This window comes from Pseudomonas sp. YA1, assembly GCF_058680555.1.
Window position 1 is genome coordinate 1 of sequence record NZ_JBZWBG010000028.1, and the last position, 26367, is coordinate 26367.

The following is a 26367-nucleotide window of genomic DNA, read 5'->3' on the forward strand; positions in this document are numbered from 1 at the left end:
GGCACCAATTGGCCGCTGACGGTGCTGCGCTTGGTGTAGCTGCCGAACAGGAAGAAGCCCACCACCAGCAGCGCCATCGCCGCGGCCAGCAGGGTGAGAAAAGTGAAGGAGACCGGGCGCGTTAGCGTTACTTTTCCTAAAGCTTGGTACATCTTTCTATTAAGGGCTTCCGCGCAGAAAAAATCATTTTGAGGTGTCATTGATTAATTTTTAGGTGGATTCCTGTAACTAACTTGAGTTTGACTGCTCTGCGTAGCTTTGTTGTTTTTGATAAGTGTGCCAGGTTCTTTCTTGATGGAGCGATCTTTATAAGGTGATGCTAAGTATGTCCTCTTTGCAGAGGGCGGTGATGAGATTCTTAATGTCAGTTGATTCATGCTGGGGAAAATTATGAATGAGATCTTCAAGGCTTGTGCCGGGGGTTGCTGCGATGTGGTTAATTATTGGCATGCTGTGAGGGTCTATGTTTAGCTTTGTTCCATTGCATATTAAATAGTTTTGCTCTATGCCGAATTTGTTGTTTGTGCATAGGCATAGTTGTGAATGAAGGGGAATGGTTTCAGTGTCTGCTCGGCAAAATGCCTCTACGGCCAGTGGAGAGTCTATTCTGGTTCCTATCAAGTGATTTTTCATGAAGTTCAAATAGTGTTCATGATTGTTGATTAGTCTATGTATGTGGTTTGCAATATTTGCTAGGTTTTCCTGGTCTGAGGCCCATTTGCTCAAAGATTTTCTGGCTCCAAGGAAGTTTTCCATGTGGGATAAAGTCCATTGCAGATAGTCAATTCCTAATGCCGGAAAAGTGCCAAGTGCCAAGTGCCAAATGGAAACTCGGTTGTCCAATTGGTAGTGGGTTATGCCACCAGCCCTTTGGTAGATAGAATACATCCCCTGGCTCCAAGATGATATCCATGTAAGGATTGGTAGGGCACGGGTAAATATGCTCAAGATCTTTGCTTTGCTGAGTGTAAAGAGGGAGCTCAAAGGATGGTTCGTATACTACCCAGCGTTTGCTCCCTATTAGTTGGATTGCAAAAACGTCTCTTGTGTCCCAATGGCAACGAAAGGAGCTTTTCTTGCCAAATGCTAAATAGGCACTGCTGACAATCTGTCTTTCAGTGAATAATCCTATTTGTTGTGTGATTTCCGTTATTTTTGGATCGCTCTTTATCTTGTTGATGATTAGCGTGGCGCCACGAGTTAGGTAATCATATAAAGCTGGCTTTATGATTCGTTGGCGAATGGTTCCAATGTCTAAATATTTTTCGACATACTTTTCTTTGGGGAGGATTCTGTCTAGGGATAACTTGAATTCGGGTGATGAGGGATCGCTTCGTTCAATTAGTCGATTTACATCGTTCCATGAAAAATTTATTGGCAGGACAGCACCTTTCATATGTAATGGTTGATTTTCTTGGTACTGGCTAAGAAATTCGCTCTGAGATATGCTTGCTTTGAAGTTCATGGAGGCTGTCATATGTGTTTCTGAGTAGGCTATATTTTAATCTCAAAATAATGGTGCTTTTTCCGGAAGCACCATTGGAGGAGGTTGGTTCTATTGGGTTTGAAATATTTTCTTAGTGATAGTCACACCCCTCTCCATCATAGTTGGTACCTGCCTTGTCGCCTCTGCTCCATGCGTTAGCTGCCGCCGAACCTGCATACGAACCAGCAGCTGCTCCTGCAACGGTACCAAAAGCACCGCCGGCAACTCTGCCACTGATAAGGCCGACAACTGCTCCAACGGGTCCTCCTAGAACACCGCCGACAGTTGCACCTGCCCAAGCTCCGGCCGCACTTCCGCCAAATTTTCCGAGTCCTGCACCTATAGCTCCACCCGCTCCTGTTGCTGCGGCATCAAGACTGTTTCCTCCTGACACAATATCCATCTCAATGATGCTTAGTTCGCGCACCTGATAACTCCTTTGAGATTTTTTCAAAAGTTATTAGTAAAGCGATAATGCAAGAGCTAAGTAGTATTAGGCCGGTTGTGGATGATGACAGTTTTGCTCCTGGTGATATATCGCTATTGCCAATCAGATAGAGGCCGAATAAGCCTGTGGAGATCATGATTAGAAGCCCGCTAAGTGTTTGAATGCGTTTTCGTGGCTCTGGTTGGTTAGATTTTTCTTTGTTTAGCTCTTTAAGCGCTTTTGTTGTTGAAATAAGATGAATGATTCCTGTGTAAAATATTATGGCGCAGATTGATAATGTTGCGTCAATGGTTGCTAGCCATTTTTTCTCCATTCCTAGTTGGTCATTGAAGATTGAGAAGAGTATGGCGATTCCCGCTCCGTAGCCGGAAATTATGAGTGTAGGGCTTCTCCTGATTTTATCTATCTTGAGTTTGCTAAAATTGTGTTCTGACAATTTTATATTCCCTGCTGGTTGGGGTGGTGTGGCGTTAGTTTTTTAGCACGATATCGTTCTTGATGTGTGTAAGAGAATTCTGTGAAAACTAATGGATTTTTCTTGCGTGAGAGGCTTTGGGTGTCATGGAGTAGACAGAAGCATGTTTGACGGTCTAGATGGGGGTGGCGCTTTTGAAATGCCCTTGGGAGGGGTTTTTGAAGGATGTGGAGATGTGTCGTTTCTGGCGGTTTTGGAAATTTATTATGTGCCTTGGCAGTTTTTATTCTTGAGCGTGCTGTGTTTTAGAGGATGTCTCCAATGGCAGGTTTGCATGTATATGTAGGCGCTATGGCGGCGCGAATATACATTGCCGCCAAAGCACACTGCTTATTCGTTCAGATCCACAGATCGTTGACGGCCGTCCGCTCGCCGCCCTGGTCGCCGGTGTTGCGCACGCCGCAGGGCTCCACCAGGAGCATGCGCACCTCGCCCTCGGCGAACGGCTTGTGCTCCACGCCGCGCGGCACCACATACATCTCGCCGGGGCCCAGGTGCACCGCGCCGTCGCGGAAATCGATGCGCAGGCGACCGGCGAGGACGATGAAGGTCTCGTCGGTGTCGGCGTGGCTGTGCCAGACGAAGTCGCCTTCGATCTTCACCAGCTTGAACTGGTAGTCGTTCATCTGGGCGATCACCCTGGGTTGCCAGCGGTCGTCGAACAGGGCGAGCTTGGCGGCGAAGTTGATCGCTTGGGTTGTGCTGGTGGACATCGGTGCGCTCCGGTGGTTGGTCTCTGGCGCCAGGGTAGACGGCCACGGAGCGGGCGGTCTTGGATGATCGTGCAACCTGGCTAGGCGCGGCCGAGCATACGCAGCCAGCGTGCCGGCGGCAGGCCGTAGCTCTGGCCGAAATGGCGGGTCATATGGCTCTGGTCTGTGAAACCGGCGGCAAGCGCGGCTTCGGCCAGCGTCTGGCCGCCGAGCATCAGCCGGCGGGCGATGTCCAGCCGGCGCTGGATCAGGTAGCGGTAGGGGCTGGTGCCGAACAGCGCGCGGAAATCGCGCGACAGGCTCCAGCGTTCGCGCTGGGCGACCTGCGCCAGTTCGTCGAGGCTCAGCGGGCGCTCCAGGTGCGCGTGGATGTACTGCCGGGCGCGCTCGGCGGCGACGAAGTCGAAGTGGCGCCTGCCGCGCGCCCGGTTGCCGGCCACGGCGTCGAGGGCGTGGGCCAGTTCGAACAGGGCGTCCTGTTCTTCCAGCGGCTCCAGCGGGGTATCCATGGCCTGTAGCAGGGCCCGGCTGGCGGCGATCAGGCGCGGGTCGTCGGACAAGCCCCCGCGCACGAACGGCAGCGGCCGGCCGCCGAGGGCCTGCTGGATCAGCGCCGGCTCGACGTAGAGCATCCGGTAGCGGAACCCTTCCTGGCTGCCGGCCTCGCCGTCGTGCAGCTCGTCGGGATGCAGCACCAGGCAGCCGCCCGGCAGGCTGTGGCGCTGGCTGCGGCGATAGCGGAAGCTCTGCACCCCGGCCAGGGTCTGGCCGATGGCATAGGTGTCGTGGCGATGCGGATCGTAGCCGTGGCCGGCGAAGTAAGCCTCGATGCGTTCCACCGCACCGTGTTGCGGGGCGCGTCGAACCCAGTCGCGGGGCGTATTGGCGTGGCTCATGGGGAAAGGCTCGTGGCGCGGAAGGTTCAGGCTAGCGCTTCGTTGGCGCGACTGGAATAGCCGGACGGCGTCTCGCCGAATACTGCGCGGAAGGCACTGGCGAAGCTGCTCGGGCTTTCGTAGCCGAGCGACCAGGCGATCTCGCCGACCGCCTGGCCCGCTGCCAGCCGTTCGACGGCCGCGTGCAGTCGCGCCAGTTGCCGCCATTGCGCGAAGCTCATGCCGGTCTCGGCGCCGAACAGCCGGCTCAGGCTACGGCTGCTGAGGCCCGCCCAGCGTGCCCATTCGGCCGCCGGCCGCGGATCGCCGGGGTTGGCCAGCAATGCCTCGGCGATCCTGCGCAGGCGCGAATCCCCCGGATAGGGCAGGCGGGTCCGCTGGGGCACGGCGTGGCGCAGTTCGTCCAGCAGCACGCGCAGCAGGTTCTCGCGTTCGGTGTTCCAGGCGGAGCCGGTCGGCCAGCGGGTGGCGCGTTCGACGATCAGCGCCACGAAAGCCGAGCAGGCGAGCACGCCGGGGTGCCGGGGCAGGTCGCGGCAGTGTTCGGCGGCGAGGTAGGCGCTCCAGCCCGCCAGGCTGCCGTGGGAGTGCGCCGAGTGTGGGTGACCCGGTGGGATCCAGGCGATCTGGCGCGGAGGCAGGGCCTGGCGGCCATGCTCGTCCTCGACCACCAGAAGGCCGCGCTCCAGGCAGTAGAGCTGGCCGCAGGCATGGCGGTGGGAGGCCGTGCGGCTGGCTGCGCGGTCGATGCGCAGGGCGAAGAGCGGGACGGGCAGGGGTTCCGGAAGCATTTGGCGGAAAAGCGACGATGATTGGCTTGGGATGGATAATAGGCCATTCGACTGCGGATGTAGCCTGGCGGCTCATCATTCTTGCCTGGAGCACGCCATGAAAGCCGAAGATATCCTTCCCGACCGACAGGACCGCATCCGCCTGGGCGGCGTGGAGATACGCAAGGGCAGCGTCGGTGCGTTCATCGCCAACGCCCGGCTGCTGCTTGAGGAGGAACTGCCCGCGGCGCAACGGCGGCAGGCTGAAGAAGACCTGCGCGCCCTGCTGCCGGCGATCCGGGCACTGGGGCTGCTGGAACTCTTCGAACTGCGCGACGCGCGACTGCGGACGCTGGTGGCGGATTGGGAAAACGCCGCTGGCCGCTCCTGAGAGCGGCACACGGGCACTGGAGGTATCAGTCGTCGATGCAGCTTTCGATCAGGCGTTGCAGGGCTTCGCGCTCACTGACCGGCGTGCGCATCGGCATGTGCGCGAGGCTGCCGTCGCGGCGCTCGATGATGTACTCGGTCTCGAAGTGCAGGGTGCAATCCTCGAGGCTCACATAGGTGACGCCATAGGTCGGGGCCTTGCGGGAGCGGGCTGAGAGCATGGATGCCTCCTTGGGCTCATTTCTTCTCGCTGGTCGATGCGGGCGCGCTGGCCTGAACCGGGCGAGTAGGGGTCACTGCATTGCTGTAGAACGCGGAAGCGGCGAAGTAGCTGGCGAGGGCGCTGAAGCTGGACATGATCGGTTCTCCTGAGGAAGGGTGGGCGTCTGCCCTTGGAGAGCATGTTTGCCCAGCGGGAGAACCGGCAGAAGTAAAAAGCCTGCATGGTGTATATCGAGCGCGGTGATGGATCAAGCGACCCCCTCCAGCCTTGCGACTGTTCGCCGGTGTTACCATATGACGTGTTTTTTTCTCAGGAATTCCCATGGCCAAGCGTGGACGCCCCTGCGGCTTCGATCGTGAACAGGCATTGCGCCGGGCGCTCGACGTGTTCTGGGAGGCCGGTTACGAAGGCGCGACCATGGCCGCGCTGAAGGAGGCCATGGGTGGCATCTGCGCGCCGAGCATGTATGCCGCCTATGGTTCCAAGGAGGCGCTGTTCCGTTCGGCGGTGGAACTCTACCTGAGCCAGGAGTGCCAGCTTTCCAAGGGCGCCTTCGCCCTGCCGACGGCGCGCGAGTCGATCGCCGCGCTGCTGGAAAGCGCCGCCGTCAGCTACACCACGGAAGGCAAGCCGCGCGGTTGCCTGGTCGACCTCAGCACGACCAATTTCTCGCCGGCCAACAAAGGCGTCGAAGACTACCTGCGCGATCACCGGCGGCGCGCCGCGCGCCTGCTGCGCGAGCGTTTCGCACGAGGCGTGGCTGACGGCGACGTGCCGGCCGGAGCCGATCTCGACGCGCTCACCAGTTTCTACAGCAGCGTGCTCCAGGGCCTGTCGATCCAGGCCCGCGACGGCGCCAGCCGCCAGCAGTTGCTGGCCATCGGCCGCTGCGCGATGGCGGCCTGGGATTCCCTGCTGGCGGTCGAGGCCGCCTGACGCCACAGCGCGCCTTGACTGGAAAAAGCCCATGGATTCTCCGTGGGCAAAAACTATAACGCGTGATATAGAATTGATCCAAACCCCGGGCGAGGTCCTTCCGCGCGTGTCTCGCGCCCTGGCCATCGCCCGCTGCCGATTGGAGCTTTCATGACAACGCTTGCTGATATTCCCCTGTCCATGCTCGACCTGGTGCCGGTGCGCACCGGCGGCAGCGTGGCCGAAGCCCTGCACAACTCCCTGGACCTGGCGCGCCATGTGGAGCGCCTGGGCTTCAACCGTTTCTGGCTGGCCGAGCACCACAACATGGATGGCATCGCCAGCTCCGCCACCGCGTTGCTGATCGGCCATATCGCTGGTGGCACCTCGCGGATCCGCGTCGGCTCGGGTGGGGTGATGCTGCCGAACCATGCACCGTTGGTGGTGGCGGAAAACTTCGGCACCCTGGAGACGCTCTACCCGGGCCGCATCGACCTCGGCCTTGGCCGCGCCCCGGGCGCCGACCAGGCGACCATGCGCGCCTTGCGTCGCGATCGCCTGGGCAACGGCGACGACTTCCCCGAGCAGGTCGCCGAGCTGGAAATGCTGCTCGGCCCGCGCCGTTCCCAGCAGAGCCTGCTGGCGGTGCCGGGCGAGGGTACCCAGGTGCCGATCTGGCTACTCGGTTCGAGCCTGTTCAGCGCCCACCTGGCGGCGCAGAAAGGCTTGCCCTATGCCTTCGCTTCGCATTTTGCACCGCGTTACCTGCACGAGGCGCTGCGCATCTACCGCAGCAACTTCCAGCCCTCGGCGGTACTCGACAAACCCTACGCGATGATCGGCGTGCCGCTGATCGCCGCACCTACCGACGAAGAGGCCGAGTTCCTCGCCACTACCGCCTTCCAGCGCGTGCTGGCGCTGATCCGCGGCGAGAGCCTGAAACAGAAGCCGCCGGTGGAAAGCATGGCGCCGTTGTGGCTGCCCCACGAGCAGGATGCGGTCGGCAGCTTCTTCGGCCTGGCGGTGATCGGCGGTCCGGAGAAGGTTCGCGCGCGCCTGGAGATCCTCCTGGAGCAGACCGGCGCCGACGAGCTTATCTTCACCAGCGACTTCTACGAGCACGCCCATCGGCTGCGCTCTTGCGAAATCGTCGCGGGGCTGAAAGGGGCGTGATCCGGGGCCTGTAGGGAAAATGATGTAGACCTGCGTGCGGTAGGGTCTTTCGGCGATAGGTTTTTTGGTTCTAAACTTAGAACTAAAAACAATAAGCCAGAGAGGAACCCTGCCATGCCGGTTGCACACCGACTGCTGTTTTCATTGACCACCTTGCTGGCGGCGACGGCCCAGGCCGCCGTCGACGGCCAGAAACTCTATACCCAGGGCGGCGCCAACCCGGCCGCCGCGGCCTGCGTCACCTGCCACGGCGCCGATGGCATGGGCCTGGCCGCCGCCGGCTTTCCGCGCCTGGCGGGCCTTCCCGCCGCCTACCTGAGCAAGCAGCTGCACGACCTCAAGCAGGGCGGCAGTCGCGAGCACCCGGTGATGAAGGGCATAGCCGATGCTCTCGGCGACGACGAGATCCAGGCGCTCGCCAATACCCTCGCGGCAATGCCGGCGCCCAAGCCGGTGGAGCTGTCGCGCGTGGCCACCCCGCGCAGCCCCGGCGAGACCCTGGCGGTGCGTGGCGCCTGGGAGCGCAACATTCCCGAGTGCGTGACCTGTCACGGTCCGGCCGGCAGCGGCGTGGGGGAGGCCTTCCCGCCGTTGCAGGGGCAGGGCGAGATGTACCTGAGCAACCAGTTGCGCGCCTGGCAGCTTGGCACTCGCCGCAACGACCCGAACGATCTGATGGGACATATCGCCAAATCCCTCAGCGAAGAGGAGATCCGCAGCGTCAGCCAGTTCTTCGCCACCCTCGGTCAGGCAGGAGGCCAGCCATGAACATGCCGTCGATCCTTTCCCTGGTCGTCGCCGGCCTGCTGGTCGCTCCCGTCCACGCGGCAACGGCGCCCTCGGAGCCGTTCCAGCCGCCGGCGGAAAGCAGCCTCCCGGACAACGCCTTCGGCGAAATGGTCCGCCAGGGCCAGGCGTTGTTCGTGGAAACCCGGAAGAACGCGCCGCATCTGGTCGGCAACCAGCTCAACTGCGTCAACTGCCATCTCGACCAGGGCCGCCGGGCCAACTCCGCGCCGCAGTGGGCGGCCTACCCGGTCTATCCGGCGTTCCGCGCCAAGAACAACAAGGTCAATACGTTCGCCGAGCGCCTGCAGGGCTGTTTCCAGTTCAGCATGAACGGCAAGGTGCCGGCGGCCGACAGCCCGGAGATCAAGGCCCTGACCGTCTACGCCTATTGGCTGGCGAGCCAGGCGCCGACCGGGGGCAGCCTGCCCGGACGCGGCTATCCGGATGTGGCCCCGCCGGAAGGCGGCTACAGCATCGAGCGCGGCGCCAAGGTCTATGCCGCGCAGTGCGCGATCTGCCACGGCGCCGACGGCCAGGGCCAGATGGCTCTGGGGCAGACGGTGTTCCCACCGCTGTGGGGCGCGCAGTCGTTCAACTGGGGCGCGGGCATGCACCGCATCAACACCGCGGCTTCCTTCATCAAGTACAACATGCCGTTGGGCAAGCCCGGTACCCTCAGCGACCGCGACGCCTGGGACGTCGCCGCCTTCATGAACAGCCACGAGCGCCCGCAGGACCCGCGCCTGGTGGAGGGTTCGGTGGAGAAGACGCGGCAGAAGTTCCATGCCAACGACGGCGTCAACCTGTACGGACAGAAGGTCAACGGCGTGCTGCTGGGACAGGGAATCTGACCCTCGTGGCCTGGCGTCCGCAGGACGGAGACGCGGTCCGGCGGAAGCAGGTCGGCGCGGGGGGAGGGCGGATAACGCCAACGGCGTTATCCGCCGATGCCTGGGCCTCGGTCCGGCGGATAGCCGCGGGCGGCTATTCGCCCTACGGGGGCCGGTTGGCGGGTGGGCCCGCGCATCACTCGCGCAGCGGCATTTCCAGCGTCACCCGCAGGCCGTCCGCGCGGCTGTCGAAGTCCAGCCGGCATTGGCAGCGTTGCACGATGGCCTGGACGATGGCCAGGCCGAGTCCGCTGCCGCCGCTCTTGCCGTGGCGCCAGAAGCGCCGGGTGAGGTGCGGCAGGTCGGCTTCGGCGATGCCCGGGCCGTGGTCGCGGACGTGGAAGCGCGCGCAGCCTTGCGCGGTTTCCACCGCCAGCTCCACCCGGGTGCCGGCGGCGGTGTGGCGCAGGGCGTTGTCCAGCAGGTTGCGCAGCGCGGCGATGGCCAGCACCGAGGGGACTTCCAGCGGCGCCTCGGACAAGCCGTCGGCCAGCTTCAGTTCGAACATCCGCTCATCGCCGTGACCGGCGTCGTGCATGGCCACCCGGGCGGCGTCCTCGGCGCTGCACTGCACGCCGTCGTCGAACGACAGGCTGCCTTCCACCCGCGCCAGCAGCAACAACTGGTCCAGCGTCCGGTGTAGACGGTCGGCGCCTTCCTCGGCGTGGGCCAGGGCCTGCTCGGCGGCGGCGCCCTCGGTCATGCGCGCGACCTGCAGGTGGGTCTTGATCGCGGTCAGCGGGCTGCGCAGCTCGTGGGCGGCATCGCCGGTCAGGCGTCGCTCGCGTTCGATGGCCTGGGCGATGCGCTGGAACAACTGGTTCTGGGTTTCCACCAGCGGCTTCAGTTCGCTCGGCAGGGCCGCCAGCTCCAGTGGCTCCAGCGAGTCGGCGCCGCGCCGGGTGAGGGCGTCGCGAATCCGCTTGAGCGGCGCCAGGCCCTGGCCGGCGCCGAGCCAGAGCAGGGCCAGGCTGCCGAGCAGGGCGACCGTCACCGGCACCGCGGCGGCCACCACCACCGAGCGTTGCAGCACGTCGCGCTCTTCCAGGCGGTCGGCGGTGCTGACCCGCAGGTCGCCGGCCTGCACGGTGAAGCTGCGCCACAGCACACCGTTGATTTCCTGGTCGCGGAAGCCGCTGGCGGTGCTGTCCAGCGCCCGCTCCGGAGTGGCATGGCTCTGCGCCAGGACTTCGCCGCGCAGTGAGCTGACCTGGCAGGCCATGCCGTTGGGAATCCCCAGTTGCTCCGCGCTCAGGCGCGTGGTCTGGCCGTCCGCCGGCTGCGGCTGCGGCAACTGCTGGAGCAGGCCGGCAACCATCCGCGCCGAGGCCGCCAGGCGTTGGTCGAAGGAGCGCATCATCTGCCCGCGCAGGTCGCAGAGCATCCAGGCCGCGGCCAGCGACCAGAGCAGGATGAAGGCCGAGCCGAGGATCAGGGTCAGGCGCAGGCGCAGGCTCATGCGTCGTCTCCGTCGCCGCGCGCCGGCCCGAGGCGGTAGCCGAGGCCGCGCACGGTCTGCACGATGGCGTTGCCGAGCTTGCGCCGCAGGTGATGGATGTGGACGTTGAGGGCGTTGCTCTCGACCTCGTCGCCGAAGCCATAGACGCTGTCCTTGAGCTGCTCGCCGCTGAGGATCCGCCCGCGGTTGTTGAGCAATGCCTGCAACAGCGCCTGTTCGCGTCGCGACAGCTCCACGGGGCGACCGTCGAGCCAGGTTTCGCGGGTGCTCGGATCGTAGCTGAGGCGACCGTGTTCGATGACGTTGACGCAGCGCCCGGCGGAGCGCCGTTGCAAGGTATGCAGGCGGGCGCCGAGTTCGCGCAGGTCGAAGGGCTTGAGCAGGTAGTCGTCGGCGCCGGCTTGCAACCCGGCGACCCGGTCGGTCACCGCGTCGCGCGCGGTCAGCACCAGCACCGGCAGGTCGACGCCCTGCTGGCGCAGGCGTTGCAGCAGGCGCAGGCCGTCCTCGTCGGGCAGGCCGAGATCGAGGACCAGCACGTCGAAGCGCGCCACCTGGAGCAGCGCCTGGGTATCGGCGGCGCTGGCCACCCGGTCCACGGTCAGGCCCTGGGCGTTGAGGCCGGCGACGATGCCGCTGGCGATCAGGTCGTCGTCTTCGGTGAGCAGTACATGCATGGCGGTATCGCTGGTTAAAGGGATAGGAGTCTGAAGCGGGCGAATTAAGCCAGGATTATGCCCCGCCCGGCGCGTCGCCGGGGTTTTCCCGTGGCCGCGTTAACGGCCTGTTAATCGTCGCTGGCCATGCTGCCGCCGAGTTCATCGTAGAAGGCGTTATCCATGCGTGTGTTGATCCTGCTCCTGATGTTCCTGCTGCCGGGCCTGTCCCAGGCGCAACCGGGCGACGACCTGTTCGCGCCGCGCGGCGCGACGCAGACGGATTTCCTGCCGGTGGAGAAAGCCTTCCGCTTCACCTGGGAGCGCCTCGACGACGGCCAGGTGCAACTGCGCTGGCAGATCGCGCCGGGCTACTACCTGTACCAGAAGCGCCTGCGCTTCGACGGACTCGACCCGGCCTTGCAGCCGCAGCTGCCGCCGGGCGAAAGCCACAGCGACGAGTTCTTCGGCGAGTCGCAGGTCTATCGCCAGAGCCTGGAACTGACCCTGCCGGCGGCCGCCGCCGGACAACTGCGCCTGGGCTGGCAGGGCTGCGCCGACGCCGGCCTGTGCTATCCGCCGCAGAGCCAGGCGCTCGACCTGGGCGGTACCGGCCCTGCCGCCGCCGTCGCCGGGACGAGCGGCGAAGTCGCCGAGGACCAGGGCCTGGCCGGCAGCCTGCAGGCCGGCAACCTGGCCTGGAGCCTGTTGCTGTTCTTCGGCCTCGGCCTGCTGCTGGCGTTCGCTCCCTGTTCGCTGCCGATGCTGCCGATCCTCGCCGGGCTGGTGGTCGGCAGCGGCGCCGGCCCTCGTCGCGGCCTACTGCTGGCCGGTAGCTACGTGCTGAGCATGGCGCTGGTCTACGCCGGACTCGGGGTGGTCGCGGCGCTGCTTGGCGGCAACCTGCAGGCCTGGCTGCAACAGCCGTGGCTGCTGGGCAGCTTCGCCGCGCTGTTCGTGTTCCTCGCGCTGCCGATGTTCGGCTTCTTCGAACTGCAACTGCCGGCGGCCCTGCGCGACCGCCTCGACGGTCTCAGTCGCGGCCGCAAGGGCGGCAGCCTGGCCGGCGCGGCCGCGCTCGGCGCGTTGTCCGGGCTGCTGGTGGGGCCGTGCATGACCGCGCCGCTGGCCGGCACCTTGCTCTATATCGCGCAGACCGGCAATGCCCTGCATGGTGGCCTGGTGCTGTTCAGCCTGGGCCTCGGCATCGGCATGCCGCTGTTGCTGCTGGTGACGGTCGGCAGCCGCTTCCTGCCCAAGCCCGGTCCCTGGATGAACCTGGTCAAGGGCGTGTTCGGCTTCCTTTTCCTCGGCACCGCCTGGATACTCCTGCGTCCGCTGCTCGGCGAGGCGCTGTGGATCGGCCTTGGCGGCGCGTTGCTGCTGGTCCTGGCCTACGCCGCGCTGCACACGGCGCGAGGCCTGGCACGGTACGCGGTGCTGTTCGGCGCGGCGGGCTGCATCTTCGGTCTCTGGGGCGCGGCGATGCTGCTGGGCGCCGCGGCCGGGGCCGACGACCCCTGGCGTCCGCTACAGGTGTATGCGGCGGCGAACCGGGGCGCTACGCCGACGGCCAGCGCGCACGAGGCGTTCCTCACGGTGAGCCAGCCGGCCGAGCTGGACCGTCAGTTGGCTGCGGCCAAGGCCGAGGGACAATGGGTGCTGCTCGACTACTACGCTGACTGGTGCGTGTCCTGCCGGATCATGGAGAAACAGGTGTTCGCCAAACCCGATGTGCTCGCCGCCCTGCAGGGCGTGCGCCTGCTGCGGCTCGACGTGACCGCGGACAACGCCGCCAGTCGCGAGCTGCTGCGCCGCTACCAGGTACCCGGCCCGCCGAGCCTGATCTGGATCGGCCCGGAAGGCGAGGAGCGCCGCGCGCGCCGGTTGACCGGCGAAGTCGACGCCGGCGGCTTCCTCGCCCATTGGCAGGCGACCCGGGAGCGCGGCTGATGCTGAGTTTTTCCCTGGGGCCGCTGGTGGTCTCGCTGCAACACCTGCTGCTGTTCCTCGCCCTCGGCGCCGCGCTGCTCGGTGGTTGGCTGGCGGCGCGCGGCGGCGGGCGCAACGCCGAGCCGGTGCTGTTCAACCTGTTGTTGCTCGGCCTGCTGGTGGCGCGCCTGGCCTTCGTGGTGCGCTACTGGCCGCAGTACCGTGGCGACTTCGCACAGATGCTGGATATCCGCGATGGCGGTTTCCTCGCCTGGCCAGGCCTGCTCGCCGCCGTGCTCGGCGCGCTGTTCTGGGCCTGGCGGCGACCGGCGCTACGTCGCTCGCTGGGTGTCGGCGCCAGCCTCGGACTGGCGTTCTGGCTGCTTGGCAGCCTGGGCCTGGGCATCTACGAGCGCGGTACGCGTCTGCCCGAACTGAGCCTGCGCAACGCCGCCGGCGAGTCGGTGCAACTGGCCGATTTCCGGGGCCGCCCGCTGGTGATCAACCTCTGGGCCAGTTGGTGCCCGCCGTGTCGGCGTGAGATGCCGGTGCTGCAACAGGCGCAGGCGGAGAATCCCGACGTGGTGTTCCTCTTCGCCAACCAGGGCGAGAGCGCCGAGACCGTGCGCCATTTTCTCCAGGGCGAGAACCTGCGCCTGGACAACCTGCTGTTCGACAACGGCGGGCAGCTTGGCCAGCAGGTCGGCTCGGTCGCCTTGCCCACCACCGTTTTCTACACCGCCGAGGGCCGCCTGCTGGGCAGCCATCTCGGCGAATTGTCCCGCGGCAGCCTGGCGCGCTACCTCGAAGCCTTCGAGCCGGCCGCTGCCGCCCCCGCAACCAGGAGTTCCGAATGAGACTGCCGCGCAACCTGATCACCCTTGGCCTGGGCCTGACCCTCCTCAACGCCGGCCTGGCCACGGCGGCGGAGGAGCTGCCGGCGCCGATCCGCATGGTCCAGGAGAAGGGCGCCCGCATCCTCGGCAGCTTCGACGCCCCGGATGGCCTGCGCGGCTACGCCGCCGAATACCAGAACCAGGGCATGGCACTGTACCTGACGCCCGACGGCAAGCACGTACTCACCGGCCACCTGTTCGACGCCCAGGGCAAGGACCTCAGCCGCGAACCGCTGGAGCGCCTGGTGTATGCGCCGCTGGCCAAGGAAATGTGGCAGAAGATGGAGCAGAGCGCCTGGATCGCCGATGGCCGTGCCGACGCGCCGCGCGTGGTCTACCTGTTCAGCGACCCGAACTGCCCGTACTGCACCATGTTCTGGGAGCAGGCGCGGCCCTGGGTGGACGCCGGCAAGGTGCAGTTGCGGCATATCATGGTCGGCATCATCCGCGAGGACAGCGAAGCCAAGTCCGCTGCGCTGCTGGCCAGCAAGGACCCGCAGAAGGCCCTGCACGACCATGAGCAGGCGGGCAAGGCCAGCACCCTGAAGCCGCTGGCGAAGATCCCGGCGGCGGTGCGCAAGCAGCTCGCCGGCAACATGGAACTGATGGAGTCGATGGGCGCCGCGGCGACCCCGGCGATCTTCTATCTCAATGCCGAGGGGCGCATGCAGCAGCAACAGGGCGCGCCGCAGCCGGACCAGTTGGCGGAGATCCTCGGTCCGCGTTGATCCTCCGGGCCGGCGCCGAGCCGCCGGCCATCTATACTCCCTGCGTTACGCCAACCCAGCGGAGCGAGGGCCATGGACGACGCATTCAGCGAGGAAGGCAGCGCGCAGCCGCGCCATGACGCTCAGCGTCCGGCGCTGGCCCCGCGGAGCGACGGTTTCGACATCCACACCTACCATCCCGACTTCGTCGCCGATCCCTATCCGCTGTTGCGGCTGATCCGCTCCCGTGCGCCGGTCTGCCGCGACCAGGCCTCGATCTGGTGGATCAGTCGCTATGCCGATGTCTCGGCGTGCCTGCGCGACCGCCGTTTCTCCGCCGACCCCGCTCGCCTTGGCGCCGCCGGCGTCCGCCAGGGCGGCGCCAGCTGGTTCGGCCACCAGCAATTGCAACCGCTGGCGCGCTTCTACGACAACTTCATGCTGTTCAATGACGCGCCGCGGCACACCCGCCTGCGCAGGCTGTTCGCTCCGGCCTTCGGCCCCGACGCCGTGCGCCGCTGGGAGGCGTGCATCGAGGCGCTGGTGGAAGAGCTCCTCGACAGCTTGCTGGAGCGCCGCGAGCCCGATCTGCTCAGGGACTTCGCCGAACCGCTGACGATCCGGGTGGCCGCCGAGCTGTTCGGCTTTCCCCGCGAAGATACCGGGCAACTGCTGCCCTGGGGCCGCGACCTGGCCGCCGGGCTCGATCTCGCCGCCAGCCACGGCGATGCCGGGCAGATCAACCGCAGCGCGGCGGCCTTCAGCGACTACCTGCAACGCCAGGCGCGCGGCTGGAGCGATGGCTCTTCGCGCCCGCCGCCCGGCGCGGCGCCGAGCATCCTCGACGGCGCCGCGATGCTGGAGGCCGGACTGGGCCTCGAGGACCTGGTAGCGGCCTATGCCATGGTGTTCATGGCCGCGTTCGAAACCACCATCAGCATGGTCGGCAACGCTACGCTGGCGCTGCTCACCCATCCCGACCAGCTCGACCTGCTGCGGCGGTGCCCGGAGCTGGCGGCGAACGCGGTGGAGGAACTGCTGCGCTTCGACGGCGCGGTGCGCGGCGGCGTGCGTTGCACCCTGGAGGAGGTGGAGATCGGCGGCCAGCGGATTCCGCCTGGAGAGAAGGTCTGGCTGAGCTTCCTCGCGGCGAACCGCGACCCGGAGATGTTCGCCGCCCCCGACCGTCTGCAATTGCAGCGAGCGAACGCCAAGCAGCACGTGGCGTTCGCCCATGGTCCGCACTACTGCCTGGGCGCGTACCTGGCCCGGCTCGAATTGCAATGCGCATTGCGCGGCCTGGTGCGTCGCCGTTTCGCCCTGGCCTCGGAACCGACGGACCTGCGCTGGCGGCGCAGCTCGGTGTTCCGCACCCTGGAGCGCTTGCCGATCGTCCCGGAAGGCGACGCTCAGAAGACCTGCGAGTAGCGCAGGATCAGCCGGCTGCCCTCGCTGCGGTTGCGTGCGCCGTATTCGTGATAGGCGTTGAGGAACAGCCGTGACTTGCCCCAGCCGAACATCAGCGCCGGGCCGATGGCATCGACCCGCTCGCGGGAGTCCGGGCGGTCGTGCCCGTCGACCCGCTCGTCGGTGATCTGTCGCAGGCTGTAGCCGGACAACCCGAGCCGCCAATGCGCATCCAGCGCCAGCGATACCGAGTAGTTGGCGTGGAACGCCTGGCCCGGTTGCAGGTAGTCGTCGGCCAACGGCGGCGCCGGGTCGCGATTCTTGCCCGGCAACAGGTACTGCAGGCGAGCGCTGGCTTCCCAGCCTTCGGCGAATTCCCAGGTCAGCGCGTAGTGCGGGTTGAAACTCCAGTGGTTGCTGCCGGGATTGATCGCCCGATGCCTGTCATAGCGCCCGGTGGGTAACTGGAAGGCGAGGTTCAGGCGCTGCCAGTAGGGCCGGCCGAACAGCTCGGTCTGCGGCCATTGCAGGATGAACGGACTGACGATCAGGTTGCCGAGGCCGTTGGCGCTGCCAGCGTGGGGTTCGAAGTCGGGATCGGCGAGCAGCACCGGGACGAGGATTTCCGCGCCGTAGTAGGCGCCGAACAGCTGGTGCTGGCTGATGTGGGCGAAGTGGCTGGTGGCGAGCAGGGTGCGCAGGCGATTGTCGAGCGGGCGCCGGTGACCGTTGGCGTCCATGAAGTCGTCGGCCTCGTAGATATTCACGAACTGCTGGAACAGCGTGCCGGGCAGGGCCTTGCCGTCGAGGAAGGAGGTCTGGCCGAGGTTCATCCCCGGCAGCGCGGCGATAGCCTGGAACGAGGGCAGCAGCAGGGGCAGGGCCAGCAGGCTGGCCCGGGTGCGGGTGGTCATGGGCGTGTCCTTCTTGTTGTTGTTTTCCACGGGGCAGCGCGTCAGTCCGGCAGGTAGTCGGGCTGGCGCTCGGGGCTGGCGCGCTGGAAGGCTTCGAGCGCCAGGCAGCGCCCCTCCAGTTCCAGCAACGCCGGGTAGGGCGCCAGGTCACAGCCCATGCGCCGGGCGTTGGCCAGTTGCGGCACCAGGCAGCACTCGACGATGCCCGCTGCGGCGCCGGCGAAGAAGGCGCCGCGACGGTGTCGGTTCAGCAGGGTCTCCGCCGCCGCCAGGCCCTCGGCGACCCAGTGCGCGTACCAGCGCTGGCGGTCCTCGGCGTCTATGCCGAGGACCTGGGTCAGGTACTTGAGCACCCGCACGTTGTTCAGCGGATGGATGTCGCAGGCCACCAGCAGGGCCAGTTCCAGCGCCTGGGCGCGATGCAGTGGGTCGAGAGGGATCAGGCGCGGTTCGGGCTGCACGGCGTCGAGGTAGTCGATGATCGCCAGCGACTGGCTGAACCGGCGGCCGTCGGCGTCGACCAGGGTCGGCAGCGCGCCCATCGGGTTGCGCTGGCGGTCGGCCGGGCGCAGTTGCTCGCCCTGCCGCAGGTTGACCGGCACTACCTGGTAATCCAGACCTTTCAGGGCCAATGCGATACGCACCCGATAGGACGTGGAGCTGTTGAAGAAGCTGTAGAGCTGCATGGGAAGTCCTGTTCAGAGAGTGACGGAAGAAGGCCTGGCCCGGCGCCGGCCCAGGCGATGCACGGCCACGGCGGCGAGCAGCGCCGGGATCACCAGCAGGGCGAGGATGCCGCTGAAGCCCAGGCCCAGGCCGAGCAGGGCGCCGCCGCTGAGGGAGCCGACGATCGAGCCGATGCGGCCCAGGCCGAGGGCCCAGCTGACCCCGGTGGCGCGGCTGCGGGTCGGATAGAAATCGGCGGCCAGGGCGTTGGCGCCGACCTGCGAGCCGCTGATGCAGAAACCGACGCCGGCGACGCACAGCGCCAGCAGGGCGAAGCTGTGGTAGAGGCTGGCGATGCCGAGGATGAACAGGGCGCCGCCGACGTAGGCCAGGCTCAGCACCCGGTGCGCGTCGAAGCGATCCATGGCGCTGCCCAGGAGGAGTGCGCCGAGGGTGCCGCCGAGCTGGAACATGGCGCTGATCGTCGCCGCCTCGCCGAGACTGAAGCCGGTGCCGCCGATCAGCGTCGGCAGCCAGTTGGTCAGCAGGTAGATGATCAGCAGGCCCATGAAAAAGGTGGCCCAGAGCAGCAGGGTGCCGCCGCGCAGCTCGGCGCCGAGGATCTGCCGCAGGGGCGAGGTGCCGTCGGACTCGTCGGCGGGCAGTTCGAGGCGCCCGGCCCAGCCGTCGGGCAGGCGCCCCAGGCGTTCGAGGATGCGCCGCAGGCGCGCCGCGTCCGGTGCGCGGCGGGCGAGGAAGCGCACCGACTCCGGCAGGCATGCCCAGAGCAGCGGCAGGCTCGCCAGGGGCAGGCCGCCGCCGAGCAGCAGCACGCTTTCCCAGCCCAGCGCCGGGACCATCCGCGCGGCGAGCAGGCCGCCCAGCGCCGAGCCGAGGGTGAAGCCGCAGAACATCGCGGTGACCATCAGCGCGCGGTGCCGGCGCGGGCAGTATTCGGAGGTCAGGGTGATCGCGTTGGGCATCGCCCCGCCCAGGCCGAGGCCGGTGAGAAAGCGCAGCAGGGCCAGGGTTTCCACCGAACCGGCGTAGGCCGAGGCGAGACTCCAGCCGCCGAAGAACAGCACCGAGAGCAGGAGCACGCTCTTGCGTCCGAAACGGTCGGCCAGCGGGCCGGCGGCGAAGGCGCCGAGGGCCAGGCCGGCCAGCGCGGCGCCGAGGATCGGGCTGAGTTGCGCCGGGCTCAGTTGCCAGTCGTGGGCCAGGGCCGGGGCGATGAAGCCGATGGCGGCGGTGTCGAATCCGTCCATGGCGACGATCAGGAAGCACAGCGACAGGACTCGCAACTGGAAGGCGGAAACCGCCTGCGCATCGATGAAGGCCTGGACGTCGATCTTGTTGGTCTTGTCGGGCGTAGGCATGAGCGTTCCTCGGCCGTCGCCGTGGCGACAGCCCGGATGAAGGGCAGGGTGGGCCCGCGCCGTGCGCGGGCGGTGGGTCAGACCACGCGGACGCTGAGTTCGCCGAGGCCGTCGATGGCGCCGAGCATCCGCTCGCCGCGCTCGACCGCGCCGACGCCTTCCGGGGTGCCGGTGAAGACCAGGTCGCCGGGGCGCAGCTCGAAGAAGCGCGACAGGTAGCTGACGGTTTCCGCCACCGACCAGATCAACTGGTCGATGTCGCTGCGCTGGCGATCCTCGCCGTCGACCTGGAGGCTGATGGCGGCGTGGCGCGGATGGCCGACCTGGCTGGCAGGGTAGAGCGGGCCGATCGGCGCCGAGCGGTCGAAGGCCTTGCCGATCTCCCAGGGCCGGCCCATCTCGCGCATGCGCATCTGCAGGTCGCGGCGGGTCATGTCCAGGCCCACCGCGTAGCCCCAGACGTGTTCCTCGGCCTGCTCCAGGGGGATGTCGCAGCCGCCCTTGCCGATCGCCGCCACCAGTTCGATCTCGTAGTGGTAGTTGCCGGTCTGGCTCGGGTAGGCCAGCTCCAGGGTGCTGCCGGCGGCGACCGGGACCACCGCGTCGGCCGGCTTGCAGAAGAAGAACGGCGGCTCGCGCTCGGGATCGAAGCCCATTTCCCGGGCGTGGGCGGCGTAGTTGCGGCCGACGCAGTAGACCCGCCGCACCGGGAAGGTCTGGTCGCTGCCATGGATGGTGAGGCTGACGGGCGCTTCGGGCGCGAAGAGATGGCTCATGGGACGGGTCCTTCAGTGGGCGAGGGGTTCGCGGGATTCGCGGAGGATGCCGAGCGCCTGCTGCACAGGACGGTCGGAGAAACTGAACAGCACGCAGTCGGTGGCGCCGGCTTCCAGGCGCAGCTCGGCCCAGGAGGGCACGACGAACAGATCCTTGGCCTCGAAGGCGAAGCGCCGGCCGCCGATCTGCGCCACGCCGCTGCCTTCCACCACCGAATAGACGCTGGCGTCGGTGCTGCGCGCGGGTTGGCCGAGGAAGCCGGCCGGCAGCAGTTGCAGGCAGGTGGCGATGGTCGGCATGGCCCAGCCGCCGGTGGCCGGGTTGACGTAGCGCAGCTTGTGGCCTTCCCAGGGATCGGGCCGTTCGAGGCGCGCCAGGCGCTCGAGGGCCTCGCGGCTGCGCGCGTAGGGGTAGCTGAACAGCGGCGAGGTCGGCGTCGTCGGCTGATGGCGCAGCGGCAGCATGTTGCTGCCGTAGCGGGCGAGGCTGTCGCCTTCGCCACGTCGCAACGGCTGTACCGGTTCATCATGGTTTTCGGCGAAGGTGGCGCCGAAGAAACGCAGCATCGGGATGTCCAGGCCGTCCAGCCAGACCACCGGCTCGCCGCCTTCCGCGGCGGGGCGGTTGCCGTGGTCGTGCCAGGTCCAGGACGGAGTGATGATGAAGTCGCCCGGCTCCATGCGGGTGCGTTCGCCGTCCACCGAGGTGTAGGCGCCGTAGCCCTCGACGACGAAGCGCAGGGCCGACTGGGTGTGCCGGTGGCTGGGGGCGATCTCGCCCGGCAGGATCAGTTGCAGGCCGGCGTAGAGGCTCGGGGTGATCGCCGACTGGCCGGGAAGGTCCGGGTTCTCCAGCACCAGCACGCGGCGCACCGCTTCCTCGGCGCTGATCAGGTCGCCTGCCTCGAGCAGGAACGGGCGCAGTTCGCGATAGCGCCACAGCGCCGCCTGGCAGCCGCCGGCGGGTTGCGCCGGGACCAGGCTGTGCAGGGCTTCCCAGAGCGGGGTGAGGTGCTGCTGGCGGATGCGTCGATAGAAGTCGGCGCGCTTCTCGGTGGAATTGTCGTTATGCATACCGATGAATCTCCGGCGGGAGGAGGCGGGGCCGCCTCGGTCTGGTAGTCATTATTCGAGGTGAAGGCATAACCGAATAATGATATTTAGACATCGACCTATACGTATTCGAGGATGGCTTGCGATGGACTGGACCCGCCGCCTGCGCCTGCAACACCTGCAACTGCTGGTCAGCCTGATGGAGACCGGCAACCTCAGCGGCACCGCCCGGGCCGCACACACCACCCAACCGGGCCTGTCGAAGTGGCTCAAGGAACTGGAGGAGGACGTCGGCGCGCCGCTGTTCGAGCGCCACGCCCGCGGCCTGCGCCCGACGCCCTACGGCATGACCCTGTTCAACCACGCCCAGCGCGTGCTCACCGAGATGGAGCGGGCGCGGCAGAACCTCGAGGCGATGCGCAGCGGCAGCGGCAGCCGGGTGCTCCTCGGCACGTCGCCGGCCTCCGCGCCGAGCCTGGTGCCGCGCGCATTGCGGGCGTTCCTCGGACGCTACCCCGGGGCCCAGGTGGAACTGCTCGAAGGCACCATGAACGGCCTTCTCGAACGGCTGGAGAAACGCCAGCTCGATGTGGTGGTGGGGCGCCTGGACAACTATGCGCCGCGCGCCAGCCTGCGCTGCGAGGTGCTCTACAGCGAGGCGATCGTGGTGATGGCGCGGCCCGGTCACCCGCTGGCCCAGGCCGCCGCGCTGGACTGGGAAGACGTGCGGCGCTACGACTGGATCGTCTGGCCGCCCGGCTCGCCGATCCGCAGCAAGCTCGACATGGCCCTGACCCAGGGCGGCCGGCAGCCGCCGGCCTACCGCCTGGAGTCATCGTCGATGCTGGCCAACATCGAATTGTTGCGTGGCAGCGACATGCTATCCATCGGCTCGGCGCGGGTGGTCGAGCACCTCGCCGGGCTCGGCCTGGTGGCCAGGCTGGCGCTGGAGATTCCCGGCGAGGGCGCGGTGGGCATGTGCTGGCGCGACGAACCGCATCGCGACCGCGCCAGCGAAGACCTGCTGGCCTGCCTGCGCGAAGGCGCGGCGGCCGAGTAGGGCGCCGGCCGGCGGGTGCTATTGCAAAAAGGCCGCGGCTTCTCGACAATGCGATTCATTATCATTCATGTGTCGCCCCAACTTTCCCATGTCCGCCCCGATCCTTCTCAGCGCCCACCATCGCGCCATGCATGCGCTGTACAGCGAGCACCATGGCTGGTTGCAGAACTGGTTGCGCGGCAAGCTGGGCTGCGCGGCGGACGCGGCGGACCTGGCCCAGGACACCTTCCTGCGCATCCTGCTCAAGCGCGAACTGCGCGAGATCGGCATGCCGCGCGCGTTCCTGCGGACCATCGCCCGCGGCCTGGTGATCGACCACTGGCGTCGCGAGGAACTGCAGCGCGCCTACCTCGAAAGCATCGCCCACCTGCCCGAGGCACAGGCGCCGTCGCCCGAGGCGCGGGAACTGGTGCTGGAACTGCTGGAGGAAATCTCGCGGATGCTCGACGGGCTCAAGCCGAAGGTCCGCACCGCCTTCCTCCTGGCCCAGTGCGAAGACCTCAGCCACCGGCAGATCGCCGAACGCATGGGGGTTTCCCAGCGTAGCGTCGAGCGCTACGTGGCCGAGGCGCTGTACCACTGCTACCTGCTGCGCTACGGCGAATGAGCGGAGCCGTGGACGGGACGCGCGGTAGGGTCGACGAAGCGGTGGTCAGGCAGGCCATCCACTGGCTGGTCCGCCTGCGCTCGCAGCCGGGCGACGATCACCTGCAGCGCGCCTGCGCGGCCTGGCGCGCGGAGCACGGCGAGCACGAGCGGGCCTGGCAGCAGGTCAGCGCGCTCAACGAAGAACTGCACGGACGCTTCAAGGCGCTGCCCGGCGGGGTCGCCTACGGCACCCTGGACAGCAGCGCACAGCGCCTGCAGCGGCGCCAGGCGCTGAAACTGCTGTCGCTGCTGGTGGCCGGCGGCGCCGTGGCCTGGGTCGGTCGCGATAGCCTGCCCTGGCAGCGCCTGAGCGCCGACTACAGCACCGCCACCGGCGAGCGGCGCAGTATCGAGCTGGTCGACGGCACCCGCCTGCAACTGAACACCGACAGCGCGGTCGACGTGCGCTACGACGCCGGCCAGCGCCTGATCCTCCTCGCCCGCGGCGAGATCTTCCTCGCCAGCGGCGCCGATACGCAATCGCCCACGCACAGGCCGCTGCGGGTACGTACCGCGCAAGGGCTGTTCGAGGCCCTCGGCACCCGTTTCAACGTACGCCTGCAAGATGCCGCCACCTGTCTCAGCGTCAGCGAGGGTTCGGTGCGCATCGATGCCTTCGGCGCGCGTCCGGTGGCCGAGGCGGGGCAGAGCTATCGGATCGCCGCCGACGGCGTGCGGCGCCTCGAACGGCCGCAGATGGACGCCGTGGCCTGGGCCGATGGCCTGATCGTCACCCGCGACATGCGCCTGGCCGACTTCCTCGCCGAGGTCGGCCGCTACCGCAACGGCTACCTCGGCTGCGCCGCGGAGGTCGCCGACCTGCGTCTGTCCGGGGTCTACCGCCTGGACGACACCGACAAGCTGCTGCAGGTGCTCGCGCGGACCCTGCCGGTGCGCCTGCAGCGACATACCCGCTGGTGGGTGAGGGTGGTCGCCGCCTGAGTCGCGCCGGCGGCCGCGTGGACGCTTGCTTTCGTCCGGAGCGAAACGCACTGAAAATTATTTTCATTATTTTTGTCGGCTTTCCGCGACTGGTCCGGCTTTACCGATTGAACACCCTTCAACGACTCCAACGGATCCCGTTCATGACCGCCACCGCCGTCGTCCTCCGCAATGCCCCGTCGTCCCTCGATTTCCCCCGCGCCTCGCGCCTGAGCCGTTCGGTGCGCGCGGCCCTGCTGTCGTTGGCCATGGCGGCCGGCGCGGCGCCGCTCTGCGCCTCGGCCGCCGAAGCGGCGGCGGAACAGGCGCGGCCCTATGCGATCCCCGCCGGACAGTTGGGCGACGTGCTCAACCGCTTCGCCCGCGAAGCCGGCATCACCCTCTCGGCCACTCCGGCGCAGACCGGTGGCTACAGCTCCCAGGGGTTGCGCGGCAGTTTCACCGTGCAGCAGGGCCTGGCCCGGCTGCTCGCCGACACCCCGCTGGAAGCGGAAGACCAGGGCGACGGCAGCTTCGTCTTGCGCGAGGCGCCGGCAAAGGACGGCGATGTGCTGAACATGCAGGCGGTGGAGGTCTTCGCCCTCGGCAACAACCTGGGCAGCACCGATGGCTACCTGGCCACCCATAGCCAGATCGCCACCAAGACCAGCAAGCCGCTGCTGGAAACCAGCCAGACCGTCTCGGTGATCACCCGCGAGCAGATCGACGACACCGCCTCCAAGACCGTGCAGCAGGCGATGCGCTATACCCCCGGCATCTTCACCGGCCAGGTCGGCGCCTCCAACCGCTACGACTACGTGGTGATGCGCGGCTTCGCCGACAACAGCGTGGACAACATCTACCTCGACGGTCTCAAGGCCATGGGCGACAGCGGTACCTTCAGCTCGATGCAGGTCGACCCGTACTTCCTCGAACGCATCGATGTGCTCAAGGGCCCGTCCTCGGTGCTCTACGGCCGTAGCCTGCCGGGCGGCCTGGTGGCGCTGACCAGCAAGAAGCCGTTGTACGAGGACTACCGCCAGATCACCGGCAGCATCGGCAACATGGGCCAGAAGGAGATGGGCTTCGATTTCAGCGGGCCGCTCGACGAGGAGAAGCGCATCGCCTACCGCCTGGTCGGTCTCGGCAAGGGCTCGGACACCCAGTTCGATCACGTCAAGGAGGAGCGCTACGCCATCGCCCCGACCCTGGCCATCGACTTCAGCGACGACACCACCCTGACCCTGCAAGGCTACCTGCAACACGATCCCAACGGGGGCTACCACGGCGGCGTACCGGCCGACGGCACCCTGTCGCACCACAACGGCCGGCACATCTCCCGCGAGTTCTTCGATGGCGAGCCGAGCAAGGACGACTTCGACCGCACCCAGCGGATGTTCGGCTACCAGCTGGAGCACCGCATCGACGACGTCTGGTCGGCGCGGCAGAACTTCCGCTACCTGGACTCCGACGTCGACCTGTCGCAGGTCTACGCCTACGGCTGGAGCGCCAGCGAGCCGAACAAGCTGAACCGCTACTTCAGCGGCGCCCGCGAGCACCTGCAGGCGTATATCGTCGACAACATGCTGCAGGCCGAATTCGCCACCGGCGCGGCGCGCCACACCCTGCTCACCGGCCTCGACTATCAGCGCCGGCGAACCGTGGTCGACTGGCGTTCCGGCTCGGCCTCGGCGCTGGACGCGTTCAACCCGGTCTACGGCGACGACGCCATCAGCTATTTCCCGGACGACAACCACACCCGCCGCCTGGAGCAGACCGGCGTCTACCTCCAGGACCTGATCGACGTCGACCAGTGGCGCTTCTCGCTCGGCCTGCGCCAGGACTGGGTCAGCGTCACCGACAAGAACCGCAGCACCGGCAGCAAGGCCGACGACGACTGGGAGAAATTCACCGGGCGGATCGGCGCGCTGTACCTGTTCGACAACGGCCTGGCGCCCTACGTCAGCTACTCCGAGTCGTTCAACCCGAACGCCTATTCCGACGCCTCCGGCACGCCCCTGGCGCCCACCGAGGGCAAGCAGTGGGAACTCGGCCTGAAGTTCCAGGCGCCGGGCAGCAACAGCTTCTACACCGCCTCGCTGTTCCATATCACCCAGGAAAACGTCGCCTCCAAGGAGCCCCAGGACAACTTCTACACCTCGGTCGGCGAAGTGCGCTCCCAGGGGCTCGAACTGGAGGCCCATACCCAGCTCAGCGACAACCTGAAGCTGCTCGGCAGCTACACCTACACCGACATCACCTACACCAAGTCGCTGGACGGCAACCAGGGCCATACGCCGAACCAGGCGCCCAAGCACATGGCTTCGCTGTGGGCCGACTATGCCTTCGACGCCGGCCCGCTCAGCGGTCTGAGCATCGGCGGCGGCGCGCGCTACGTCGGCGAGACCTGGGCGGACAAGGAAAACACCTTGCGGGTGCCGGACTACACCCTGGTCGACGCGCGGATCGGCTACGACCTCGGCAAGCTCGGCCTGAAAGGCCTGGACGTCAGCCTCAATGCCAACAACCTGCTGGACAAGGACTACGTGGCGTCCTGCTACAGCCTGGACTTCTGCTACTTCGGCGAGAAGCGCAACGTCACCGCGACGGTGAACTACCAGTTCTGACCGTCCACCCGGGCCCCGGCGCCAGCGCCGCGGTACCGGCCAAGCAGCCCGGCGCGCAACGTACGCGCCGGGCATTCGCCGGCGTCGCCGGCCGTACC

Annotated in this window: 27 protein-coding genes and 1 pseudogene; 13 read left to right on the forward strand and 15 right to left on the reverse strand. The window is 66.6% G+C overall.

Features of this window, described 5'->3' with window-relative positions:
* The 6 genes and pseudogenes from AC4OR5_RS28875 to AC4OR5_RS28900 form a co-directional block, all read right to left on the reverse strand.
* A pseudogene (locus AC4OR5_RS28875) lies at positions 1-200 on the reverse strand (HlyD family secretion protein); the annotation flags it as partial.
* Positions 201-781: 581 nt separating this feature from the next.
* Complete coding sequence (locus AC4OR5_RS28880; RefSeq protein ID WP_196741071.1) at positions 782-1465, reverse strand: JmjC domain-containing protein; 684 nt, start codon at positions 1463-1465, stop codon at positions 782-784.
* A 425-nt stretch (positions 1466-1890) separates the two neighbouring features.
* Positions 1891-2370 (reverse strand): hypothetical protein, encoded by a 480-nt coding sequence (locus AC4OR5_RS28885; RefSeq protein ID WP_124075009.1) that lies wholly within the window; start codon positions 2368-2370, stop codon positions 1891-1893.
* A gap of 377 nt (positions 2371-2747) precedes the next feature.
* Positions 2748-3122 (reverse strand): cupin domain-containing protein, encoded by a 375-nt coding sequence (locus AC4OR5_RS28890; protein WP_003089825.1) that lies wholly within the window; start codon positions 3120-3122, stop codon positions 2748-2750.
* An 80-nt stretch (positions 3123-3202) separates the two neighbouring features.
* The gene (locus AC4OR5_RS28895; protein WP_003089822.1) at positions 3203-4018 is read right to left on the reverse strand and encodes an AraC family transcriptional regulator; all 816 of its coding nucleotides are present in this window, start codon (positions 4016-4018) and stop codon (positions 3203-3205) included.
* A gap of 26 nt (positions 4019-4044) precedes the next feature.
* Complete coding sequence (locus AC4OR5_RS28900) at positions 4045-4809, reverse strand: AraC family transcriptional regulator (RefSeq protein ID WP_003089818.1); 765 nt, start codon at positions 4807-4809, stop codon at positions 4045-4047.
* A gap of 97 nt (positions 4810-4906) precedes the next feature.
* Here AC4OR5_RS28900 and AC4OR5_RS28905 point away from each other — a divergent pair, with 97 nt between their 5' ends.
* Positions 4907-5179: a hypothetical protein gene (locus tag AC4OR5_RS28905; protein WP_003089816.1), complete on the forward strand. Its 273-nt coding sequence runs from the start codon at positions 4907-4909 to the stop codon at positions 5177-5179.
* Positions 5180-5204: 25 nt separating this feature from the next.
* Here the strand turns inward: AC4OR5_RS28905 and ptrC are convergent, their stop codons facing one another.
* Together ptrC and AC4OR5_RS28915 are read right to left on the reverse strand one after the other, a co-directional pair.
* Positions 5205-5399, reverse strand: coding sequence for a type III secretion system co-regulatory protein PtrC (gene ptrC / locus AC4OR5_RS28910; RefSeq protein ID WP_003089814.1), 195 nt, complete (start codon positions 5397-5399; stop codon positions 5205-5207).
* 16 nt (positions 5400-5415) lie between these two features.
* Positions 5416-5535, reverse strand: a complete 120-nt coding sequence (locus tag AC4OR5_RS28915) for a PA2485 family small membrane protein (RefSeq protein WP_003116878.1) — start codon at positions 5533-5535, stop codon at positions 5416-5418.
* A gap of 187 nt (positions 5536-5722) precedes the next feature.
* Here AC4OR5_RS28915 and AC4OR5_RS28920 point away from each other — a divergent pair, with 187 nt between their 5' ends.
* From AC4OR5_RS28920 to AC4OR5_RS28935, 4 genes are all read left to right on the forward strand, one after another.
* Entirely contained in the window at positions 5723-6337 is a 615-nt protein-coding gene (locus AC4OR5_RS28920) for a TetR/AcrR family transcriptional regulator (protein WP_003089808.1), read from the forward strand.
* 150 nt (positions 6338-6487) lie between these two features.
* Complete coding sequence (locus tag AC4OR5_RS28925) at positions 6488-7489, forward strand: LLM class flavin-dependent oxidoreductase (protein ID WP_003089806.1); 1002 nt, start codon at positions 6488-6490, stop codon at positions 7487-7489.
* Between the two features lie 114 nt (positions 7490-7603).
* The gene (locus AC4OR5_RS28930; protein WP_058160339.1) at positions 7604-8257 is read left to right on the forward strand and encodes a c-type cytochrome; all 654 of its coding nucleotides are present in this window, start codon (positions 7604-7606) and stop codon (positions 8255-8257) included.
* The gene (locus tag AC4OR5_RS28935; RefSeq protein WP_003109556.1) at positions 8254-9129 is read left to right on the forward strand and encodes a c-type cytochrome; all 876 of its coding nucleotides are present in this window, start codon (positions 8254-8256) and stop codon (positions 9127-9129) included. Before AC4OR5_RS28930 ends, AC4OR5_RS28935 begins: the two co-directional genes overlap by 4 nt.
* A 175-nt stretch (positions 9130-9304) precedes the next feature.
* Here the strand turns inward: AC4OR5_RS28935 and AC4OR5_RS28940 are convergent, their stop codons facing one another.
* A complete protein-coding gene (locus AC4OR5_RS28940) occupies positions 9305-10627 on the reverse strand; it encodes an ATP-binding protein (protein WP_023106594.1) in 1323 nt (440 codons plus the stop codon).
* Entirely contained in the window at positions 10624-11304 is a 681-nt protein-coding gene (locus AC4OR5_RS28945) for a response regulator (protein WP_003103570.1), read from the reverse strand. The genes AC4OR5_RS28940 and AC4OR5_RS28945 overlap by 4 nt, the downstream gene beginning before the upstream one ends.
* A gap of 162 nt (positions 11305-11466) precedes the next feature.
* On the opposite strand from AC4OR5_RS28945, the gene dsbD reads away from it, so the two are divergent.
* From dsbD to AC4OR5_RS28965, 4 genes are all read left to right on the forward strand, one after another.
* Positions 11467-13236, forward strand: coding sequence for a protein-disulfide reductase DsbD (gene dsbD / locus AC4OR5_RS28950; RefSeq protein WP_058160338.1), 1770 nt, complete (start codon positions 11467-11469; stop codon positions 13234-13236).
* The gene (locus tag AC4OR5_RS28955; RefSeq protein WP_003089792.1) at positions 13236-14072 is read left to right on the forward strand and encodes a TlpA family protein disulfide reductase; all 837 of its coding nucleotides are present in this window, start codon (positions 13236-13238) and stop codon (positions 14070-14072) included. Before dsbD ends, AC4OR5_RS28955 begins: the two co-directional genes overlap by 1 nt.
* The gene (gene dsbG, locus AC4OR5_RS28960; protein WP_003089790.1) at positions 14069-14839 is read left to right on the forward strand and encodes a thiol:disulfide interchange protein DsbG; all 771 of its coding nucleotides are present in this window, start codon (positions 14069-14071) and stop codon (positions 14837-14839) included. Before AC4OR5_RS28955 ends, dsbG begins: the two co-directional genes overlap by 4 nt.
* Before the next feature lie 72 nt (positions 14840-14911).
* Positions 14912-16246 carry a cytochrome P450 gene (locus AC4OR5_RS28965; RefSeq protein ID WP_003089787.1) on the forward strand — a complete coding sequence of 445 codons (1335 nt, stop codon included), beginning with the start codon at positions 14912-14914 and terminating at the stop codon, positions 16244-16246.
* On the opposite strand, the gene AC4OR5_RS28970 is transcribed toward AC4OR5_RS28965, so the two are convergent.
* From AC4OR5_RS28970 to gtdA, 5 genes are all read right to left on the reverse strand, one after another.
* A complete protein-coding gene (locus AC4OR5_RS28970) occupies positions 16228-17139 on the reverse strand; it encodes a SphA family protein (RefSeq protein ID WP_009314174.1) in 912 nt (303 codons plus the stop codon). The genes AC4OR5_RS28965 and AC4OR5_RS28970 overlap by 19 nt on opposite strands.
* 41 nt (positions 17140-17180) lie before the next feature.
* Entirely contained in the window at positions 17181-17825 is a 645-nt protein-coding gene (gene maiA / locus AC4OR5_RS28975) for a maleylacetoacetate isomerase (protein WP_003113293.1), read from the reverse strand.
* A gap of 12 nt (positions 17826-17837) precedes the next feature.
* On the reverse strand, positions 17838-19184 hold the full coding sequence (locus AC4OR5_RS28980; RefSeq protein WP_031685859.1) for an MFS transporter: 1347 nt from the start codon (positions 19182-19184) through the stop codon (positions 17838-17840).
* A gap of 77 nt (positions 19185-19261) precedes the next feature.
* Complete coding sequence (locus AC4OR5_RS28985) at positions 19262-19960, reverse strand: fumarylacetoacetate hydrolase family protein (RefSeq protein WP_003116882.1); 699 nt, start codon at positions 19958-19960, stop codon at positions 19262-19264.
* A 12-nt stretch (positions 19961-19972) separates the two neighbouring features.
* The gene (gtdA, locus tag AC4OR5_RS28990; RefSeq protein ID WP_058160337.1) at positions 19973-21034 is read right to left on the reverse strand and encodes a gentisate 1,2-dioxygenase; all 1062 of its coding nucleotides are present in this window, start codon (positions 21032-21034) and stop codon (positions 19973-19975) included.
* 124 nt (positions 21035-21158) lie between these two features.
* On the opposite strand from gtdA, the gene AC4OR5_RS28995 reads away from it, so the two are divergent.
* The 4 genes from AC4OR5_RS28995 (at position 21159) to foxA (ending at position 26269) form a co-directional block, all read left to right on the forward strand.
* The gene (locus AC4OR5_RS28995) at positions 21159-22073 is read left to right on the forward strand and encodes a LysR family transcriptional regulator (protein WP_003089777.1); all 915 of its coding nucleotides are present in this window, start codon (positions 21159-21161) and stop codon (positions 22071-22073) included.
* A gap of 88 nt (positions 22074-22161) precedes the next feature.
* Positions 22162-22680, forward strand: coding sequence for a sigma-70 family RNA polymerase sigma factor (locus AC4OR5_RS29000; protein WP_003089775.1), 519 nt, complete (start codon positions 22162-22164; stop codon positions 22678-22680).
* 8 nt (positions 22681-22688) lie between these two features.
* Positions 22689-23663: an anti-sigma factor FoxR gene (gene foxR / locus AC4OR5_RS29005; RefSeq protein ID WP_079992428.1), complete on the forward strand. Its 975-nt coding sequence runs from the start codon at positions 22689-22691 to the stop codon at positions 23661-23663.
* Positions 23664-23806: 143 nt separating this feature from the next.
* A complete protein-coding gene (gene foxA / locus AC4OR5_RS29010; protein WP_023125887.1) occupies positions 23807-26269 on the forward strand; it encodes a ferrioxamine receptor FoxA in 2463 nt (820 codons plus the stop codon).
* Positions 26270-26367: the final 98 nt, after the last annotated feature.

Coding starts and splice junctions, on each gene's coding strand:
- AC4OR5_RS28880 (WP_196741071.1), bottom strand. CDS start 1,465: ATGAACTTCAAAGCAAGCATATCTCAGAGCGAATTTCTTAGCCAGTAC.
- AC4OR5_RS28890 (WP_003089825.1), bottom strand. CDS start 3,122: ATGTCCACCAGCACAACCCAAGCGATCAACTTCGCCGCCAAGCTCGCC.
- AC4OR5_RS28895 (WP_003089822.1), bottom strand. CDS start 4,018: ATGAGCCACGCCAATACGCCCCGCGACTGGGTTCGACGCGCCCCGCAA.
- AC4OR5_RS28900 (WP_003089818.1), bottom strand. CDS start 4,809: ATGCTTCCGGAACCCCTGCCCGTCCCGCTCTTCGCCCTGCGCATCGAC.
- AC4OR5_RS28905 (WP_003089816.1), top strand. CDS start 4,907: ATGAAAGCCGAAGATATCCTTCCCGACCGACAGGACCGCATCCGCCTG.
- ptrC (WP_003089814.1), bottom strand. CDS start 5,399: ATGCTCTCAGCCCGCTCCCGCAAGGCCCCGACCTATGGCGTCACCTAT.
- AC4OR5_RS28915 (WP_003116878.1), bottom strand. CDS start 5,535: ATGTCCAGCTTCAGCGCCCTCGCCAGCTACTTCGCCGCTTCCGCGTTC.
- AC4OR5_RS28920 (WP_003089808.1), top strand. CDS start 5,723: ATGGCCAAGCGTGGACGCCCCTGCGGCTTCGATCGTGAACAGGCATTG.
- AC4OR5_RS28925 (WP_003089806.1), top strand. CDS start 6,488: ATGACAACGCTTGCTGATATTCCCCTGTCCATGCTCGACCTGGTGCCG.
- AC4OR5_RS28930 (WP_058160339.1), top strand. CDS start 7,604: ATGCCGGTTGCACACCGACTGCTGTTTTCATTGACCACCTTGCTGGCG.
- AC4OR5_RS28935 (WP_003109556.1), top strand. CDS start 8,254: ATGAACATGCCGTCGATCCTTTCCCTGGTCGTCGCCGGCCTGCTGGTC.
- AC4OR5_RS28940 (WP_023106594.1), bottom strand. CDS start 10,627: ATGAGCCTGCGCCTGCGCCTGACCCTGATCCTCGGCTCGGCCTTCATC.
- AC4OR5_RS28945 (WP_003103570.1), bottom strand. CDS start 11,304: ATGCATGTACTGCTCACCGAAGACGACGACCTGATCGCCAGCGGCATC.
- dsbD (WP_058160338.1), top strand. CDS start 11,467: ATGCGTGTGTTGATCCTGCTCCTGATGTTCCTGCTGCCGGGCCTGTCC.
- AC4OR5_RS28955 (WP_003089792.1), top strand. CDS start 13,236: ATGCTGAGTTTTTCCCTGGGGCCGCTGGTGGTCTCGCTGCAACACCTG.
- dsbG (WP_003089790.1), top strand. CDS start 14,069: ATGAGACTGCCGCGCAACCTGATCACCCTTGGCCTGGGCCTGACCCTC.
- AC4OR5_RS28965 (WP_003089787.1), top strand. CDS start 14,912: ATGGACGACGCATTCAGCGAGGAAGGCAGCGCGCAGCCGCGCCATGAC.
- AC4OR5_RS28970 (WP_009314174.1), bottom strand. CDS start 17,139: ATGACCACCCGCACCCGGGCCAGCCTGCTGGCCCTGCCCCTGCTGCTG.
- maiA (WP_003113293.1), bottom strand. CDS start 17,825: ATGCAGCTCTACAGCTTCTTCAACAGCTCCACGTCCTATCGGGTGCGT.
- AC4OR5_RS28980 (WP_031685859.1), bottom strand. CDS start 19,184: ATGCCTACGCCCGACAAGACCAACAAGATCGACGTCCAGGCCTTCATC.
- AC4OR5_RS28985 (WP_003116882.1), bottom strand. CDS start 19,960: ATGAGCCATCTCTTCGCGCCCGAAGCGCCCGTCAGCCTCACCATCCAT.
- gtdA (WP_058160337.1), bottom strand. CDS start 21,034: ATGCATAACGACAATTCCACCGAGAAGCGCGCCGACTTCTATCGACGC.
- AC4OR5_RS28995 (WP_003089777.1), top strand. CDS start 21,159: ATGGACTGGACCCGCCGCCTGCGCCTGCAACACCTGCAACTGCTGGTC.
- AC4OR5_RS29000 (WP_003089775.1), top strand. CDS start 22,162: ATGTCCGCCCCGATCCTTCTCAGCGCCCACCATCGCGCCATGCATGCG.
- foxA (WP_023125887.1), top strand. CDS start 23,807: ATGACCGCCACCGCCGTCGTCCTCCGCAATGCCCCGTCGTCCCTCGAT.